This window comes from Hungatella hominis (assembly GCF_014288005.1).
GTDB classification, from domain to species: domain Bacteria; phylum Bacillota; class Clostridia; order Lachnospirales; family Lachnospiraceae; genus Hungatella; species Hungatella effluvii.
This window is the reverse complement of the sequence record NZ_JACOPB010000001.1, coordinates 146,848-165,755: the sequence shown is the minus strand read 5'-3', so window position 1 is coordinate 165,755 and position 18,908 is coordinate 146,848. Positions and strand designations below refer to the sequence as shown.

The following is an 18,908-nucleotide window of genomic DNA, read 5'->3' as shown; positions in this document are numbered from 1 at the left end:
TAACGAGTTACACAGAAAGATTTTATAAACAAGGCTGTCCGTCACTTTTGGACATTTTGTCCAGAAGTGCAAAGAGCCATAAACAGGGAAGGCGGACTACGCTATGAACGCGGAGCAGAGAGTTTTGATTATTGATAGCGATTTGAAAAACTGTAAAGCCATCAAGTACGCCTTGACTGAGTACGGCACCGGCGCTTATTATACCCTGTCGGTGATAGACGGCATCGAGCGCCTTAATCGGCATAATTACGAGCTTGTAATCCTGGACATCTCCTTGTCGGAAACTGACGGGCTCCAACTGCTCCGGTTTATGCGCCTGTGCCATGCCCTCAACTCCCTGCCCGATACTCAGGGCCGGAGGATTGACGCGCACATCATTCTCGGAAAGACGCTCCGGGAGATTGCCGCTGACGAGGGCGTGAGTGTAAAGTGCGTTTCTGTCTCTATCAGTCGGGGGCTGGAGACCATGAAAAAATATTTAAAAAACTTTTAACCCCAGGGGTAAAAAACAGGCCCTAAGTCCAGTTGATAAGTAGAGAGAAGTATTTACTTCCTCTCCACGGGGGGACGAGCGGATAACACCAACGCCGCAAGTGGGACGGGCCGTCCCACGGCCACGATCCGAGCCTGGACAGGCTGACCGCCTGTCCCTCCGGGCTGAACCGTTCCGATTGTGCGGGGAGCGTCGTGCCGCTACTTGTTGTCTTATGACGGGCCAAAAACACCGGCGCGGTGCTCCTGTTCTTTATCAGCTTCGAGACATTTTGTCCAGAGGTGGAACCAAGCCGAAGGGCCAGCACGTTTACGGTGCTGGCCCTTCGGCGCATGTGTAATGATCCTGAGACTATGGGAGGGATTTTATGTTGCAGGCAGTGAAATATGATAGCGAGGTCAAAACCGCCGCTTACGGAGAGCGGACAATCATCATCAAAAACATGACCCCTGTTCTTCCCCCGAAGGAGCGGGAAAAGCGAAAACAGGAAATTGAGCATCGTCTTTTTGATGTGTTCAGCAAGTACGCCAGCGGGCGGCGGGGTTAGCCGTTCCGTGACATCCTTATGCTAGGGGACCAGCAGAGTTATAATATAATTGTAGGTAGGCTCCTGTTCCAACAGGAAGGGAGCTCATTATGGATAACAGAATAGACGCAATTTATGGCAGACAATCCATCGACAAAAAGGAAAGCATCAGCATTGAAAGTCAGTTTGAGTTTTGCCGATTTGAATTAAAAGGCGGTGAGGGCAAGGAATACAAGGACAAGGGATTTTCGAGCAAGAACATTGACCGCCCCGACTTCCAGCGGCTTTTGCGGGACATCAAGGCCGGACTGATTAGGCGGGTGATTGTCTACAAGCTGGACAGGATCAGCCGCTCCATCGTGGACTTTGCAAAGCTCATGGAACTATTCAAGCAGTACCATGTGGAGTTTGTCTCCTGCACGGTGAAGTTTGACACCTCAACCCCCATGGGCCGGGCCATGCTCAATATCTGCATCGTGTTTGCCCAACTGGAGCGGGAAAGCATCCAAATGCGAGTCACGGACGCTTTTTACTCCCGGTGTGCCAAAGGCTACTATATGCGTGGCCGGGCGGCTTACGGTTTTGACCTGGAGCCCATCGTCATGGACGGGATTAAAACAAAAAAGATGGTGGAAAACGCGGAAATGGATTACGCCAAGATGATGTATTAAATGTACGCGGAGCCGGAGCACTCACACGGCGACATTACCCGGTACTTCACCACGCAGAACATTCTGGTATATGGGAAAACGCTCAAGCGCGGTTTTTTGGCCCAGCTTTTACGGAACCCGGTTTACGTCCAGGCTGATATGGATATTTACGAATACTTCAAGGCCCAGGGCGTAAAAATTGAAAGCCCGCCGGAGCTGTTCACTGGCGAGTTTGGATGCTATCTGTACCAGGGCCGGGAGGGTGAGGAGCCGATCCTCGTCATCGCGCCCTACAAGGGCCGGATTCCCTCGGGGCTCTGGCTGGCCGTCCAGCACAAGCTGTCACAGAACACCACGTTCCAAAATGGCCGCAAATGCCATAATACATGGCTGGCCGGAAAAATCAAGTGCGGCTGTTGCGGATATGCCCTCGCAAGTCTCAACGCGCCCAATGGCACTACATATCTCCGGTGCAAGCAACGGACGGAAAACAAGGGCTGCCAAGGCGCGGGCACTCTGACAAAGCATGAATTGGAACAATCCATTTACGATGAAATGGTTAAGAAAATGCGGGTGTTCCAAACGCTGAAGGGCGGCAAAGCCGCAAGCTACAATCCGAAGCTGACCGCCGCCCGCGCCGCGCTTGCCAAAACCGAGGGCGAGATTGAAAAACTGCTGGATACGCTGTCGAGCGCAAATCCCACCTTGCTACAATACGCCAACAGCCGCATCGAGGAATTGGACGCGAAGCGGCAGACACAGGTGAAGCTGGTGGCTGATCTGATTGCTAATTCCGTTTCGTCCTCGCAGGTCGATAGCATAACGGGCTATCTCAAAGATTGGGAGTCCGTTGACTTTGACGATAAGTGCCGGGTGCTTGACACGCTTGTTTCACAGGTGCAGGCCACAAGTGAGCAGGTCGTGATACATTGGAAACTCTAAGTCTTTGTCACTTCGCATTATACCATTGTCAAAAATACTTATCTAATCCACAAAACTCTTCCTGCCTCGAATATCCTATTATTACGTTCAACTCTCCAGTGTATTCCGTTTTAGCTTTCCTTTAATTTATCAATCGACAATAGTTTGGACAACAGTACAATACTTTCCGTATTGATGGAAGCGGTGATTCAGATATGCAAAAAGCATAGTCTGTCCTTGGCGTAAAATCATGACATATTACTGCTTAATACAATTCATAATCAGTACTGGTTGTATAGATATCCGATGCACGCTTTCTTCTTTATTTCTTACAAAACCTGTATTTCCCCTTACCATATCCAGCAACTGCTTCTATAATCTGTGCATGAACCAAATCTTTCAGCAAATCAGAGGCTCTGCTAGCACCAAGCTTTGTTATCTTCTGCATATCTGATCTGCCAAATACAACGTTTACTCCAAAGAAATTATACATACTTTGAATATGGACCAATGTTTTTGATGTAAACGCCTCCAGCGATTCTCCATATATTTCCCATATATGAATATCCGGTTTTTTAGTTTCAATGTCCGATTTTTTAGTTTTAATGTCCGATTTTTGATCATGTTTATATCGTCCACTTACATGTAAAGTCCGATTGTGCAGTTCATGATGTTCACCACATAACAAATTTTCTAAAAACAATTCCAAATACTCAGTAGTCTCATGAATTCCTTTTGTCAGATTATTATAATTAGCTCGAACAAGAGCATTTCTGAAATACCATGCATTCTCCGCAAAAATGTCATTCGTTGCATCAAATCCTAAAGTACACAGATATTTGATAAAGAATACCGCTGTTGTTCTCGTATTACCCTCTCCAAAAATATGATTCTGCCATAATCTTGAAACAAAAATAGCCAGGTGATGAATAATCTCATCCATCGATAATCCTTTATAGCTGTAATTCTTCTCCTGCGAAAAATCATACTCTAATGTTGCTCTAAGCTCCGATGCGCTTCCATAAAGAACTGTTTCTCCGTCTAATACCCATTCCTTTTTCGTAATATTATAATCACGGATTTTTCCTGCATGTCCATAGATTCCAGCAAACAATTTCCTGTGAATAGATAGATACTCATTCGGTGTGAAAGAAAATGCTTTTTCAGAAAGCAGCTTTGCAATTCTCACAGAAACTTTATCGGCCTCTTCTGTTCTTACATTCTCATCAGTTCTTGGGTTTTCTTCATAATAGGCATCCAATAATTTCTGAGCTTCATCAAGCGTTATCTGCCCTTCAATATTTTGAATCGCAGTATCCAACAAATATTTAGAAGTTTTTAAACCATCCACCGCCTGCAATCCGATTGCAGTGTGCCAGGCATATCCCTTATCTCTTTTATTTGGTTCTGTTTGTATAAGGTACTCTTTGAAAGGATCCTGATCCACAATAATACCTCCCGCCAATTTATTTTTTAGAATTTTATATTCGTTTATTTAATCGTTTTTTCATTTTTCCGGCGCAATTCCACGCAGACTTCGCAGTGTGTTGAGGCTGTAAAAAGATTCCCGAAAGGCGCAGGTTGCCCTTTGAGAAGCCATTGTAATTCGCGCCCTACTGGACACCGTATTATTTTAGTACTCATTATTTGTCCTGTCATTTAGGTGAATTAGAGCCTCCTAATTTGATTTTTCAGATTTTTCTCCGTTCTCCAGCCACTGCGTTCTCATTTCTAAAATTCCCCTAAAAATATGCTAATTGGAGTTAATTCAAGCAAAGGCTGTTGAGATTATTGTAAAATGCATTTAGTTCTACATCCAAAAATTCATCTCCTTCAAATACAGCCTTGCAAATATTTGAGATTTCAGTAAAATGCTCATCTACAATTTTGTCGCTAATATCACTAAGAAGTTTTAAAATTTCGTCTTTATACTTCTTTTCAATACTAATAAAATACGCTTCATCCTGATAGTTAGTTAGCACTTGTCTAGATTTTGAGAAAGCCCATAACAGTTCGCCTACACGGTCAACATTTTCGTATCCTGTAACAGCAGGTTTTTCAACATCATATACATTGGCAAAACAATCCACAATCTGCGATGTAACCTCTATAGGAAAAGGCAGACCCAATTCATCTACCAAAGACTCATCATCATTTTCGACACATTGTTTTAGTGTCCCCAAAAAATTCTTTGGAATCTTAAGCCCACTAGGAATTAACACATTAGGTTTGTTGCAAAATAAGAGAAGCAAATAATCATATTCTAATTCTGCAAAAGGGGTGCATAGATACAAGAGATGCATAAGTTTATCACTATCTGTCAAATCAAAATTGTTCACAATAATCGGATATTTACTGAGTATACCATCGAAGAAATAATCTTTAGGAAAACTTATTGAATATGCAGCTGATAAATCACTTAATGTATCTGAAGTCTTTATAAGTTTCTCTTGATAGTTCTTCTCATACCAAATATTTATTTGATACTTATTAAAGTATTTATATCCCTATTTCCGACACAATTCGACACAAACCTCGCAGTGTGTTGAGCGGATAATAATGATGTATAAAAGACGTGGCGCGCCCTTGGCGGAGTTTCAAGTTTCTTTTCTTACTTTATTTACACCACGAATCAAAGCAACCGTTCAACTCTCATCCGTTTTCTGTTCCAGCTTTTTATTTAATCCAAATAATCCTTCCCCATTACTAAGGGTTCTGGTTTTATATTTTCTGTATTCACTCATTGTTTTATCAACAGACAAAAGATCGCCGTAACCAAGACAAACATATTACATACAATTTTCTAGAGTATATTGACGAATACTATATTTTCAACAGTTTTTAGAATGAATAGTTTTATTAGACTTCCAGCGCACGAGTTAGCATTTGCCTATATTCAAGAACAACACTGTTTGGACTTAATATTTTAATCAGACCATCAAATCCAAATACCCATCGAAAAAATATTGCACTTGTACATACAAAGACCTTGGCCTTAAATGTCTTTTCGTCAATCGGCTCTGTAATAAAATCAACACCAAAATTGTCAATTAGATATTGCATTACGTTGATATCACAGACCATTTCCACCTCGATAGGTTCATCCGTTTCAAACATACGAAAGACCGCTTTGCGATAATTAGCAGGATTGTAATCTCTAGGAGCCATAACCGCAAACTCATCAAGGATTAATAGACTCGATTCAATGCGATCAAGTCGAAAACTTCTCATAGTTTGGCATTCATCACAGTAGCCACAAACATAATAGTAAGCGCCATCCCATATGAGGGTATATGGGCTTACAATATATTCACTTCCATTGTTTGATACAACCCTATGTCTATCTTCATCGAACTCTGTATATTTGAATAAAATCTTCTTCTTATAGTGGATAGCTTCATTTATCGCATCGACGCTAGAATAGCCGCATTCATTATCAGATTTAACCCTGTTTGCAACATATACATGTCGCTGTAACATTGAAGCATTTTTTACATTGGCCAGTGTTGATAGTTTTACTATAAGCGATTCGCTTTTGCGTTGCGTGATAAATCTTGATGATGCAATGGCATCTGCCAACAATTTTAGTTCCGCAATACTATACGCTTGTCCATCATAATAATACTTATTTTGAGTAGATTCGTAGTGCTCAATTCGGAGGCCACAATCATGTAACACATTCAAATCATCACTAATTGTATTTCTACTCACTGAAAGTCCATATTGCGTTTTAAGTATATTAATAAGTTCAACCGTAGATAACGGATGAGCTGCATCTGTGTTTTGAACAAGATATTGATATAAATACAATAATCGAAGTTTATTCCTATTAACCATATAAGCCCCCTATTGCTGGATGGACCTCAAAGTTTTTATCAGGGCATTACCTATTTTCCTAACATCTTCCTCAGTGTTATCCTTTCCAAGAGAAACGCGGATAGTTCCTGGTGCATATCCTTCAGGAATGTTCATCGCGCGCAGCACATGGGAAATCTGTGTGTTTTTGCTGTCGCAAGCTGAACCGGTAGAAATACATATTCCCATTAAATCGAGTCTATGTAACAGCATCTCATCTCGTGCGCCCTTAAAAGATAGACTTATATTCCCGGGAACACAAAGCGCGGCTCCATTTCTCAAATAATCGATTTTTGCTTCAGTCAAAATGGACAGCAACAGTGTCTCCAGTCGATTTAAGTATGAAGCATTATACTCAATGTTAGAACAACTTCGCTCAAGAGCTGCTGCCATTCCAACAATGGAAGCAACATTTTCTGTTCCAGCGCGCTTGCCGTATTCCTGAGCTCCACCATCAATGAACGGAAGAATTCGCACTCCTTCTCTGACATAAAGGAAACCTACGCCTTTAGGACCGTTAAATTTATGTGCAGAAGCAGATAACATATCAATACCAAGCGCTTTCACATCAACGGGAATATGACCAATGCTTTGCACCGCATCTGTATGAAAAAAAGCTCCCTGTGAATGAGCAATCTCAGTCAATTCTGCTATCGGTTCAATTGTTCCAACCTCATTATTTGACAACATTACCGAAACGAGTTTTGATTGACTTGATATTGTCTGTCGAAGTGTTTCAGGCTGAACGATTCCAAAGGAATCTACGGAGAGATATCTAACTGAAAAGCCAAGATTTTTAATTGACTCAACAGAGTTTAGTACGGCATGATGCTCTATCTCCGAGGTTATTACCTCTTTCCTCTCGCCAGGTGAAAGCATCGTTCCTTTTATCGCCCAATTGTCGCTTTCAGTGCCGCCAGAAGTAAAATAAATCTCTTCCGGCTTGGCGCCTATTGACAGCGCGATTATTTCCCGCGCCTCTTTGAGCGCTTTTTTTGCAGTCCGTGCGTAAGAATATGGCTGCGAAGCGTTGGCATACTGATCCAGCAAATATGGCTTCATTGCCTCAAAGACCTCAATATCCAATTTTGTCGTTGCCGCATTATCTGCATAAATCATATATATCTCCTCTACTTGAAAAGAGTGCACCCCTGTTCCTTAAATTCTTCTATTTTGATTTCTAAGTCTTCAACTTCGCAATCAAGGTCATCAGCCAGACAGCTTATGCAAATGAACTCGTTCAATTCAGGACTGATCAGTTTTTTATTGAGCGCGATCCAATCTCTCTTTAGAGGTGCATTACAATACTTACAAGTCTTTGCAGGCATTGAGGTATTCCTCCTTAACTTTAATGTTTGGAATCATTGAGTGACCAAATTCGCCATAATCGATAATTCCCAGCTGCCGCTTTATTACACGGCGCATCTCCAAGGCGGGCTCCAAGCAATATGTGATAAACTCATTAATATCCGTCAGTTTGGATACGTCCGTCACATTTGGAAATATCAATTTCAGGAAACCTGTACAAATGCGTTTGATTGCCTCAGTATCACGTGTTGCAGCATTTTTAGGCAGCTCAAGTAGCTCATCAACAACAGCACGATACACAAGTTCATCTCGAAGCATATGAATGATTTCACCGAAATACTCTGTGTTAAGCGCCCATCCGTTTGCTTTGAGACTTTCTTTCATCTTCGGAATGTCCCAACCGCGAATAAACCCATGAAAGCGGTCTAATAGTGCCGACTCATGGAATATTTCCGGCAAGTCAGAGAACATGTTCTGATCCACATTCATTTTTTCGGTGTCGATATTACCAAGTAATATAAGTCCCGCGTCACCTACGCCGCGATAATCGCCCACACGATATTCTCCACTTTCAAGATATCCTTTTAGTGCTCCCTGCATCTCCATTGCGTCTGTAAATTTAATACTTTGTATCTCATCAAATGCAACGTAGTCATATCTAGAAGCAAGACCGGGGGTCTTTTTGCTAATATCATAAAACATCTTCGCTCTTGATATGCTTCCGCCACTGACCAACCATCCATATTTGCTTATTTGAGAGAAGAGGTACGATTTACCCGTCTCCTTTGGAGCAAGTTCAATCAAGTTAATACGTTTTTCGACGAAGGGAAGCAATCTGCTAAGCATTGATAACTTTTGCTTCTTAGTCACATATCCAGCGGGATTATAATCGATTGCACTTAAAAGCACATCAAGCCATTCTCCTACACTGAAGTATCGACGCATCTCTTTATAAAACTCTAAATCAATCGTATAAGGACAGAAAGGAGTGAAATCAACCAGCTTAATAATTGTTTTTTTTCCGCTATCATCAAGGTCACAAAGGAGCTCAACTATTCCCCAGACTTCCGTCGGAGTTAGAAGATAATCTCTATTTTTCTCAATAACGTGCCATTCTACAACTGCCTCACCTTTTTTCTGAGGAACGCCAAATTCGGGGAGAGAAAATAGCGCTTGCCTATTAGCGGTATCAAAATCAATTTTGACTTTAGTAAGAAACCTGACAGATTGATTATTATGCAATAGTTCCACCTGGAAATCATTCCATTGTTCCTTTTTGGGGATTGTCCGCTTAACGTATGAAGAGACTTCCTCTTTGTCAATATGTCCCTCACTATCTGAAAAACGCATTACTAACCAGTCACGCATAAATGAGGGAAGACTGAGTGCGGAAAAAAACTTAGAGTTTGAAGGAGACTTATATACAAGCATATCTCCAAAATATCGCTTGAGCTGCTCCTCGATATCTGCTTGAGTATGATTTGTCTCGAGAACATTAAGAGCACTCAAATAACTGTTATCCATTTTAGCCTCCTTCCAACTAAATTAAATCAAACTTCTTGTTCTGGGCGATTCCCTGTTTTACGAAAAACTTAAATTCACCGATATTCTCTGGACCTACATAAACTTTCGTATCAACAACAGTTTCATTCTTCTCTGGCTTATAATTGAATTCGTATTGACAATCAGTAACCCGGCAAGGTATTTTCTGTCCATGGATACGAACGGAAACATCATTTCCACTATGCTTTTCAAGCAAAAATTTTACGGTAACCATCTTGGTCATTGAATCAGGCCGAAGCTGACCAACAGGCGGAACAATCGTGATAACAACCTTTGCTTTTCTAATTGTAGAATTATCAATGATGAAAACAGGAACAAGCCACTCTTCAAGTGACGCACCTCCATGAATTTCGTCTATCGGCGCGCCCTTTTGTTCAAATCTTCGGTAGTCAGCAAAGATTAACTTGCTGCCGTATTCTATCGCTGTATCTATTTCTGCTGCCATATCTGTTCCTTCACAATAGCGTCCATATTTGTAAATTGTATGGCCCTTGGGCGGTATTTTTTTGTCAAACTCGGTGGAGCGAACGAGAACGGCCATGCGGCTGGTTCCGTGGTCTGTCGTAAGGATTATACGACTAATATCAGAGCTGAATGCAGCCCTAACTTTCTCTTTCAGACAGTTAAGGAAAAACAGCTCGTTCTCAATTGTCCGAGGATAGGCAGTTTTTCCGTGTTTCATTTCATCGGGATCAGATAACTCTTCTACAACGCGCTTTCCTATAAGAAAATCCTTATTCATTTCAGTCGTGGATGGGAGGTTACAATATCCTACTCTTGTACGGATTTGATAGCCTTCGTCCTTTAATTGACTCAGAACTGAGTAAAGATAATTAATATACTCAACCCCCATACCGTCAGCAAAAATAATGGCAGTATTATCATCATACTCTTCAGAAACAATCAAATTACGTGCCTTGAGTTCATATACAGGGACACCCTTTAGGGCGGCAATAGCCTGTACACGCTCCATAAATACTTTTGGCAGAATATTTGCCGCTTTATACCACCGATAATGCGCAAAATAATCTGCTATATCTGCCGGCATGTCCTCCACAACACTATCGGCTGTCTCATACAAATAGTCACTGAGTGCCGGGTATGTTAATTTTAGTATTTCTATAGCAGCTGCTTGATCACTCCCAGAAACATCTTTAAGAGAATTAAAAATGACTTCCCTCTCTTTGGAGCTTAGATCAGTCAAAACACGCAGCTTATCAAGAACAGACAGCCGGGCAATTAACTGCACAAAAAACATTGGAACAGGAAGCTGCATTTTCTGAATCAATGCCTTGCGCTCAGAATAATAGGAACTATACTGCGTATTGCCGATTAGGCTAACGATATTATCGAAAATTAACGTCTTAAAATCCTCGATACTTTTGCTCTTTACCACACACTGCTCAAGATAACCGCCCGGATGCTTTATCCGCGTCCATAGCCAAAGTAACCATCTTTGGAAATCGTCAAAAGAAGTCCACTTATCGAATAACTTGGACGTATATCTATTGATAAGGAGCTCATGACAACACGCAGTTTCAAATGACTGCTCTGAAGCTACTGATATTACCAGTCGTTTCCAGTATTCATCTGTTCCATCAGACTCATTATAAACAGATGGCAGGTGATAATATGTTGACAACAAATCAAATGCAGTAACAAGAACCTGTACATTATCTAAGAATACTTTATCCACGAAGTAAATTGCATTCTCAGTGTGCAAGATTAAAGGTTTATCTGGATTTTGTTCCCAATATTGAAGATACTGCTTAAATCCAAAAATTTCATTTCCGATAACATTTATCTTCAATTCCTTCTGTATAACCGTCAGTGAGTAGTCTGAGTCTTCCCCTGTAGAAAGAAGAAGAATACAATCCTTCTTTCTAGGATCCGTGCTGGAAATGGTTTGAAGAATATCCTTCATTCGATACATTGGAACATAAATGCGCAGCTTGCCGTCACTATTTCCTGGATACTCTCTCGCAATCAATTCCATAACTGTGCTTTTTGCAATATCCGGATTAACGCGCAGATACTCAGAAAGAGGCGAAACACAGACGTTCTCTGTAATAGCCTTTATACTTGAGGTAAATCTACGCATATTGGGCGTAGTATCATCTTGCAGACAGAAGGAAGACAGGCAAACATGCTTCTTGGACATAGAAAGGAGCATTTTCTTAACATTTACCCACATTTCCATGGAATCTACATTGATAAATCGCAAAGGGCAGAGACTAACCTCATCTTTATCTTTACGAAGAAAATTTCTCAGTGCGTCAATATCTTCAAACCGAATCATCGTTTCTCTCCCCCCAGAGATTACTTTTCTTGAAGAATACGAATCCCCAACAAAGGATCGTTCTCTATCAAGCTTTCAAGATAGCGCTGTGCTTGTTCGGCAGTAAGGGTATGAACCCTTTCTTTCGCCTTGGCCCGGTATTTAATCTTATAACGATTGGTAGCCATTTCACACAATGCAGACCTACACTGTGCTTTTTTAGAGTACCACTCATAAACATCATTTCCGGCAACTTCACGTAGAGTATCGCGCAATATGTCAGCATCTTCCACGACATATGCGTACTCATCGCAGAAATACTGAATAAAATCACTTGTACATTTGGCTGAATCACTGAGGATATCCAATTTAGAACTATTGATAAACTGGATTGCATGATCAATAGCTTCCTCTGACGGCAAATTGAGCGTCCTATTTAATGCCCCAAATACCTGCTGTGCTGTCGTAATGTCATCCGGAAACATACAAAGAATTGGAATGCCATTAACCTTCGACCATTCAGCCGGAGAGTTCGTAGACATTTTTGTTTTCCATGACGTAAAAAGCTTACCAATTTTCTGATTCTTTCGAAACTTTTCAAGCTCTTGTTTCATGGTGAGGGTAAACTCATCGACTTTCTTAAACAGAATGCCGGAAGGAACATTGCTAAACAAGTGTTCAAGTTCTTCACTAGTAACTCTGCTGTCTACTTTCAGCTTGATAGCCTCAGCAAAGGTCTCAAACTGATTGTTAAAGAAGGACAGGAAGTCCCCTGTCATACCGACAATAAGGTTCGCAGCCGCACTCTTATCGGTCACTGCATTATTCCTGATTGCATAGAACTGTTGCAGGATCGGTTTGAGACTGCTATGATACTCTTCAATCATTGCGTCAGGAACCTTGATATAATTGAGCTTCTCAACAAGTCCCTCTTGAGCTTCTTGGTACCGTCTCTGTGGTGTGGCAAGCACGCCGTTGATTGCGTCTATCAGACGGAAATCAACATAGAGATTGTCTATCTGATGGTCGATATCACCTTTCTGCCACAGATAAGAGGAGTCAGAAGACAGTTTTTGAGTCAACATAGCCAAATATTCATTGCTATCAACCTTCAGCTTGGCGGTGAGCATTGCAAGCTCTGGCTTCTGCAAGGCTATATAGTAAATCATACCGGCTTTCCGACACTCACTCGGAACAATAGAAGATAGAACAACATCTATACCCGGAGTTTTCATGTATAGGTCATTAATTTCCTCTGCAACCTTTGTTTTATCGCGCGTAATAAGTTGTTCGGGATTAACGAATTCACAAAGCAGCTGAATAGTCTGAATCAGCTCATCATGCATAGGATGCTCATCCATCTCCTCATCGACATAGGACGCAAGCGACCAAAGAGGGTAAACATTGTTGGTCAGATTGATATTCAAATTTTTCGAGATATCACTGATGGAGTTTCTCTTATCCTTTGCAATCTTGAAAATCTCGCCTGTAATTCTGCAGAACGAGGTGTGGGCAGGCTTTTGACGCACAATGTACTGGTCTTTTGCTTTAGGAAGCCCCTTGATGACACCGTAAATAAGTTCGCTCAGGTCCGAATAATTAAGACTGACCGTGTTGTTATTAACATCCTGTTTATAATAGTTCGTATCCGCATAGTCCTTAAGTAAAAACGCCATAAGGAATACAGCCCCCGTGCAGGGAAGAAGGCCGAACGGCGGCAAAGTAAGTGCTTTCCATATATCAGATACGCAAACCATACTGTTATTATCAAAGCCCTTGCGGATGATATCTTCGACAGCGAGCTTCATCTTGGATACAACATGCTCAGGCTGAGCCTTCCAATATTCAGGGTTTGACCAAATACCATCATGTTCCAGTACGGTTGAGATGTTTTTCAGGTAAGAATAGTTGTTTGGAATGGATTCTTTCCCCATTGCAATCTTACCTACAACATCCTTAAACCCACTTGAGGCAAAGAGCTTATCATTCAGAGAGATTTCCTCAAGTCCGCAACCATAGAAATTCGTATTCATCTCTGTCAATTTCTTGCGAAGATTTGTTCCACCTGAAATAACAGCAGACTCCATAGGTCTACTGTAAACGCGCAGAGCAACCGTAACAAGAGCACGAGTCCACTCATTAACAGTGGCTTCGCAGCTCTTCTTTGCATAATTCATCTGATCTCGCTGGTTCGGACTGCTTTTAAAATATTTTTCCTTAGCCTTGCTCTCCACAAAACGCTCATAGCGCTCCTCGGTAAATGGCAGTGATGTGAAGTCAACAACTATGCATCGCTCAGAAATCTCAGTAAAGACACACCTAATGGCGTCTGCAGTTTTCCCTTGCTCCGCCTCGTTCTTTGCAAAGAGATAGAACACAGCGATTTTATTGGTTTCAACCGTATATTTGATGGCGGCGTTTCTCGCGGTACTGGGTGTAATCACCGTTACATCGCAACGTTCAGCCATAAATCCGTTGGGGGCAAACTGCTTTGTTACGCCATATGTAGAATCCTGAATTATTTTTTCAAACGGAAATTCCGTGCGGACATCTTCCTTCATCTTATCCATCCGATCCTTGTCAATTGCGACGGATGTAATAACATAGAGGGTATCATTAAAGTCCTCGACAGAACCTAAAACGCCCTTTTTAACAAAAACTTCAAGGAACTCGGTCACTCTGTTTTCCAAAGGTGTTCCAACAAAGCAAGCTTTTATATTTTGGGCAGTTGGACGCAACAAGGATGTGACACCGGAACGGCTTACGCTGCCATTTTTTGTGTGAAGCGCAGACAACAGCAAAGCAACTTTCAGCACTCTTCGACAGTTATCGCCGCTTTCTCCGATACCACAAACGCTCTCGAAATTATTGTAATGGCTGATAGCTTCCATAAAGGAGCCATCCAAGTCAACATTATCAGCAAAGAAAAAGTAATCCCAAAGATAGTCAGGAGTAAGCAGGTTCCACGCACCATAATCAAACCCAAAATGTTCAATAAACCACTTAAAGTTTGTTCTGTCTGCTTCATTGCCAGTATAGTCGCCACTGAGAAACTGGAACATCGTTCTCTGGTTAGAACTGATATCCTGGGCGATAAATTTGAGAAGATAACTGGTATAAGGGTGCATCGGGAACAGGTTTTTAAAATCTGTATCCAGCAATGAGGAATCCTTAGTTTTGATGTGGTCAACGCTATCACGCTTTACAGATGCCCAAAGCGTATCGACAACCCCATCCCACTCCTGTTGAAGATCAGTTACATGCCTGAGCGCTTGTCCCAATAGTGTAAAAGCAGTATTTTCGCCGAGGCGAAGCTGATTGGATACAAAACGGGCCTGCATAATTTTGCGGGCATTTTGGTCGGCGATCAGCTGGTTCACATCGCTGTGAGTAATCAGGAAGAAATAGAAACGAATGCGAGGGGCAGCGTGTGCAATCTCCTGTAATCCGGTTATATTATTCTGGTTGTTCTTAAAGAACTCGGTAAACTCATCCCACATCATAACTATGGCATAGAGATCATTGCCAATGCGGACATCTTCCAACCAATTAATTACCTCCTCTGGTGTGGAAGACCAGTTATAGTTCTCTTCTTCTGCAATCTGGATAACGGTATCCAGAAGGTCTATAGTGTCCTCCTGCGGGAGCTCCTCCAGGTCAGCAATCACATCTTCCGGGGCTGGATATTCTGTAAATCTCGCCTTATACTTATTAAAAGCACCAGCAAAATTGAAGGATGAATTGGGGTCCTTCAGGATAGAAAGAACCTTGTCGTAACGACTGACGGAGCCAGGGTAAATGTAGCCCCTGGAAATCAGTGCTTCACGCACCGAGGCTGTGATCGCGTTAAAGAGTTTATTTTGGCTGTCTATGCCAGCAGATGAGCTTTTATGTACGACAAGAATATTGCCCTTTGCGCGAATACCTTTTACTCGAGCCCAAAGAGCCTCCATATGATTCTGCGTAAAGTAAGGCTCCACACTTTCAAGCTGATCTTCTAGGATGTGTTTGATTGTAAAAGACGCATAGGTCTTACCTGTGCCGTATGCACCACTCATCCACTGCGGCATGTCCTTTGTCGCAGAGCTCTTTTCGAGCATTTGCACAACGCCTGTAAGAATCGTCTTAAAGCTATCATGCGGATAAAAAGACTGCCATTTATCCGGATAAACACGGTCGCTGTTACTACTGAATACCGGAATAAAGTTAGGATCAACCTTTATGTAATCCTGGTATAACCTCGTAGGCATTTGTTCTCCTCCTTATAGCAGAGCTTCTATATCTGCTGATTTCTTATCTCGGTTCAGGAAGATATTTTCCATCAGATTATTGTTAAAATCCACCTGAATATAATCTGGGTAATCGTGGGCCAAGCCCTGAAGAATAGGTCGCAGTATTTCGGCGTCCAGGCCAAAGATTAATCTTGGGCTCATGGCCTCTCTTTCATCGCTGTCATCCATCAATTCACTGAGCGTAAAGCTGTAGAGGCTATCGCTGTGTTCTGCATATAGATAAAGTGTGTACAACATTACCAGCGAATCAGGTTCCTGCCATCCATATCGAGTAATAGATGTAACTACTTTGCCTTTCATCTCACATTTACCTTGACCGATAAGCCAGCCTATCGGGGATAGGCGGATAGTTTCTTTCAGGGAACTAAGAGCATTCTTCTTGACAGTTGGCGAATAAAAATCTCCAAGAAGAATTTTCATTTCATCATTGGTAATCTCACGATTTAAATCAACCTTTCGTACATACCAGTTGATAATCGGAGAATTATAGGCGAGGTTAGTAAAGATAATCCCCCAGGTTGCTGGCATATCAACTCCTAATTCATTTAACTTCGTACCCAAAACGGTGATTGCATTATTTTCCGTGATACCCGCCTCTTTTAACCAGGTCTTGAAACCGATAATCATGTATTTTCCCATGCGATCATTTTTCCAGAATGCGTCGCCCAGTTCAAAATAAAGTTCAAGCCACTCCTGCCTAAATCCAAAATTCTGATATCTGCTAATATTTGATGCGCTCATGTTATTTCCATCTCCTGTTATACTTAGTGATTTTGCAACGATGCACCCTTTCGATGAATCCAAGCATGATTCGCAATGCCTACATCCTTTAATCTGTATGTCATTGTCAGTAATTGTCAGAGCTCCAAATGCACATTCGGCCATACATTCACGGCAATTCTCACAGTACGCAGCCTTATAAAGAGCATTTTTGAATAAGTACATGAATCGTATGCTTATTTTTGACTTAATCAATACGGGAATCGTGAGTAAAGTGGACGACTCATCCACTCTTACATCAAACTCCATTGAAAGTTCATGATAGCTTATCGAGTATGTTGTCTCACTTGTTTTAACCAAGTCACCGACAGTCGCCATCCACTTGTCCCATCGGTAATTGCCATTTTTTATGACATAAAGAATTCTGTTAGATTTCTTTATCTCGGTAATCTTATTTTCACCAATAACAATATCCTTGCCACCGACACGAGATTTCCACCCGCCACTCTCGAGATAGCGTTCTTTATCTTGCCGACTGCCAAAACTCTTTTTTGTTGAGTTATCGACAATGTTGAGTAGAGGCTTTACCTCCTCAGGATAGACATGGTTTAGTACACACTCATACCACTCGGAAGCCATTGGGCAAAGAATACAACCAACTCTGTGTGAGCCATACCGATACAGTTCATTAATAGGAAGGTTGTTCGCAAACATGTAAATAAACAGCTCTGTGGTATTCCATTCATGTATTGGGCTACAGTTCGCCTGGACAGCGTGTTTTTTACCCTCAGATACCATCGCATATCCAGCACGAGCATCACTTTCTTCAGCACGAATACCGTCAAACACCATAACCTTGAAAGGCTTATTGCTATCTGGATATTTCTCTCTGTATATATCACGCAGTTTCTGAATAGACGGCGCAGTTTTGTGAACACTACAACACCATCTTAATCGACGTGCTGGATAACCAACTTTTTGCCATGATTCTGTTGCATCAAAAGGAGCTCGCGCGGTATACCACTCTAACTGAGGCCATCTTTTTTTTGCATCATCCACAGCTCTGTAAGTTGCTTTAAATTCCATTGTGGTATCGCCATGGATAACAACGAAAGCATCATGTGGTAAAGCTCTCTGGACAATATCAAGCATTACCATAGAGTCTTTACCAGCACTAAACGCAACATAGAAAATGCTCACTTTATCTTCATATTGCTTATATGTATCGTAAACAAAGCGTAGTGTCCTTTGCACAAGACCATTCATAAGGTTTTCGTTTTTAAGAACCATTGTTTGGAGATCGACGGGTTTCAGAGAAAGGTTGCGAATAACACTTTTCATTACAGGCATGGAATATAAGCCACCCCCAACCGCTTCCGCTACCAGTTCTCCACGGTACATGTAGCGCCGACCTTCTGCCCACATAATAGGTTCCTCACAATCGGGAATATCCCATTCATATTTCTTATCCATCTCAAGAAATTTTAGTTCCTCTGCAAAAACGGGGCGAACTTCCTTAGTTACTCCTGTTATCCTTGTTGTAAGGATGTATCCGCCCGTTTCGAGATCCCATTCGTAGTTGTACATATAAATTTATCTTCCTTTAACCAATTCTCGTAGGTTTTGCTCCTCTATAAGCTCCGGCGTCGTATGCGCAAGCTTATGGCATGTCGGACATAGGAACAAGATATCGGACAATGTTATTTTTTCTCGCCTACTTATCTGTGCTATAGGCAACGTAATGTGTGCCTCCAGTAGTTCATTGGCTCGCCCGAGATAAATTTCCTCAAGATCGCAGCCACAGAGAAAGCACTTGGTTTTTCCCTGCGCAAGAACTACCTTTCTGGCATTTTTAACTATCTTATCACTTTGCTCCAAATGTTCATAATAAGAAGGTAGAAGCATCCCCATGATGTTATCTTCATAGGTGGGAAGAATAGGAAAATCTAAACAGCCTATTACCTTGATAGTATTTGCAACAGAATGCAATGTAGCCTTTCGGCTGGAATAATATTCGAAAACCCTTCTTTGACGTGCGGAACCTCGTCCAAACAATGATATTTTGAATGGATCAACAGATGCCACTCTTGACAAGCACATATTCATCCCTGAATAAGATCGAAACGCCGGGGATTCTTTAAACTCCGGAAAAAAAGGAAGTGCGCGCATACTATCACTTAATTCCTGAATAAGCTCCTTTTTTATAGTTGACGCAGTGATGTCCTTAACCTGAAAATATGTATCTACAAGAAGAATCACTTCGTCCATCGTAAGTGACGGCATACGCTTAACTTCGGCCATT

General features: G+C 41.7%; 11 protein-coding genes and 1 pseudogene. 3 read left to right on the top strand and 9 right to left on the bottom strand.

All coding sequences use genetic code 11. The annotated features are described in order from the left end of the window. Positions 1-103 precede the first annotated feature (103 nt). From H8S75_RS00720 to H8S75_RS00710, 3 genes and pseudogenes are all read left to right on the top strand, one after another. Complete coding sequence (locus tag H8S75_RS00720; RefSeq protein ID WP_187018542.1) at positions 104-493, top strand: response regulator; 390 nt, start codon at positions 104-106, stop codon at positions 491-493. Between the two features lie 367 nt (positions 494-860). Beyond that, positions 861-1,040, top strand: a complete 180-nt coding sequence (locus H8S75_RS00715) for a hypothetical protein (RefSeq protein WP_187018540.1) — start codon at positions 861-863, stop codon at positions 1,038-1,040. Positions 1,041-1,129: 89 nt separating this feature from the next. Then, a pseudogene (locus H8S75_RS00710) lies at positions 1,130-2,611 on the top strand (recombinase family protein). A gap of 301 nt (positions 2,612-2,912) precedes the next feature. On the opposite strand, the gene H8S75_RS00705 reads toward H8S75_RS00710, so the two are convergent. From H8S75_RS00705 to H8S75_RS00665, 9 genes are all read right to left on the bottom strand, one after another. After that, positions 2,913-4,037, bottom strand: coding sequence for a Fic family protein (locus H8S75_RS00705; protein WP_187018539.1), 1,125 nt, complete (start codon positions 4,035-4,037; stop codon positions 2,913-2,915). Positions 4,038-4,353: 316 nt separating this feature from the next. Next, on the bottom strand, positions 4,354-4,914 hold the full coding sequence (locus H8S75_RS00700; RefSeq protein ID WP_187018537.1) for a hypothetical protein: 561 nt from the start codon (positions 4,912-4,914) through the stop codon (positions 4,354-4,356). Between the two features lie 535 nt (positions 4,915-5,449). Next, positions 5,450-6,427: a helix-turn-helix transcriptional regulator gene (locus tag H8S75_RS00695; protein WP_187018535.1), complete on the bottom strand. Its 978-nt coding sequence runs from the start codon at positions 6,425-6,427 to the stop codon at positions 5,450-5,452. Positions 6,428-6,436: 9 nt separating this feature from the next. Then, complete coding sequence (locus tag H8S75_RS00690; protein ID WP_207729040.1) at positions 6,437-7,564, bottom strand: cysteine desulfurase family protein; 1,128 nt, start codon at positions 7,562-7,564, stop codon at positions 6,437-6,439. 189 nt (positions 7,565-7,753) lie between these two features. Continuing rightward, positions 7,754-9,277, bottom strand: coding sequence for a BREX system Lon protease-like protein BrxL (gene brxL, locus H8S75_RS00685; RefSeq protein ID WP_187018533.1), 1,524 nt, complete (start codon positions 9,275-9,277; stop codon positions 7,754-7,756). A 16-nt stretch (positions 9,278-9,293) separates the two neighbouring features. Next, positions 9,294-11,615: a BREX-4 system phosphatase PglZ gene (gene pglZ, locus H8S75_RS00680; protein WP_187018531.1), complete on the bottom strand. Its 2,322-nt coding sequence runs from the start codon at positions 11,613-11,615 to the stop codon at positions 9,294-9,296. Positions 11,616-11,635: 20 nt separating this feature from the next. After that, complete coding sequence (locus H8S75_RS00675; RefSeq protein ID WP_187018530.1) at positions 11,636-15,844, bottom strand: hypothetical protein; 4,209 nt, start codon at positions 15,842-15,844, stop codon at positions 11,636-11,638. A 12-nt stretch (positions 15,845-15,856) separates the two neighbouring features. Beyond that, positions 15,857-18,193, bottom strand: coding sequence for a phosphoadenosine phosphosulfate reductase domain-containing protein (locus tag H8S75_RS00670; RefSeq protein ID WP_187018528.1), 2,337 nt, complete (start codon positions 18,191-18,193; stop codon positions 15,857-15,859). A gap of 6 nt (positions 18,194-18,199) precedes the next feature. After that, positions 18,200-18,907 (bottom strand): hypothetical protein, encoded by a 708-nt coding sequence (locus H8S75_RS00665; RefSeq protein ID WP_187018527.1) that lies wholly within the window; start codon positions 18,905-18,907, stop codon positions 18,200-18,202. Position 18,908 lies beyond the last annotated feature (1 nt).

Bases quoted from the DNA above. Each gene is read 5' to 3' on its own strand.
- pglZ (WP_187018531.1), bottom strand. From the start codon at position 11,615: ATGATTCGGTTTGAAGATATTGACGCACTGAGAAATTTTCTTCGTAAA.
- H8S75_RS00665 (WP_187018527.1), bottom strand. From the start codon at position 18,907: ATGGCCGAAGTTAAGCGTATGCCGTCACTTACGATGGACGAAGTGATT.
- H8S75_RS00695 (WP_187018535.1), bottom strand. From the start codon at position 6,427: ATGGTTAATAGGAATAAACTTCGATTATTGTATTTATATCAATATCTT.
- H8S75_RS00720 (WP_187018542.1), top strand. From the start codon at position 104: ATGAACGCGGAGCAGAGAGTTTTGATTATTGATAGCGATTTGAAAAAC.
- H8S75_RS00690 (WP_207729040.1), bottom strand. From the start codon at position 7,564: ATGATTTATGCAGATAATGCGGCAACGACAAAATTGGATATTGAGGTC.
- H8S75_RS00675 (WP_187018530.1), bottom strand. From the start codon at position 15,844: ATGCCTACGAGGTTATACCAGGATTACATAAAGGTTGATCCTAACTTT.
- H8S75_RS00670 (WP_187018528.1), bottom strand. From the start codon at position 18,193: ATGTACAACTACGAATGGGATCTCGAAACGGGCGGATACATCCTTACA.
- brxL (WP_187018533.1), bottom strand. From the start codon at position 9,277: ATGGATAACAGTTATTTGAGTGCTCTTAATGTTCTCGAGACAAATCAT.
- H8S75_RS00715 (WP_187018540.1), top strand. From the start codon at position 861: ATGTTGCAGGCAGTGAAATATGATAGCGAGGTCAAAACCGCCGCTTAC.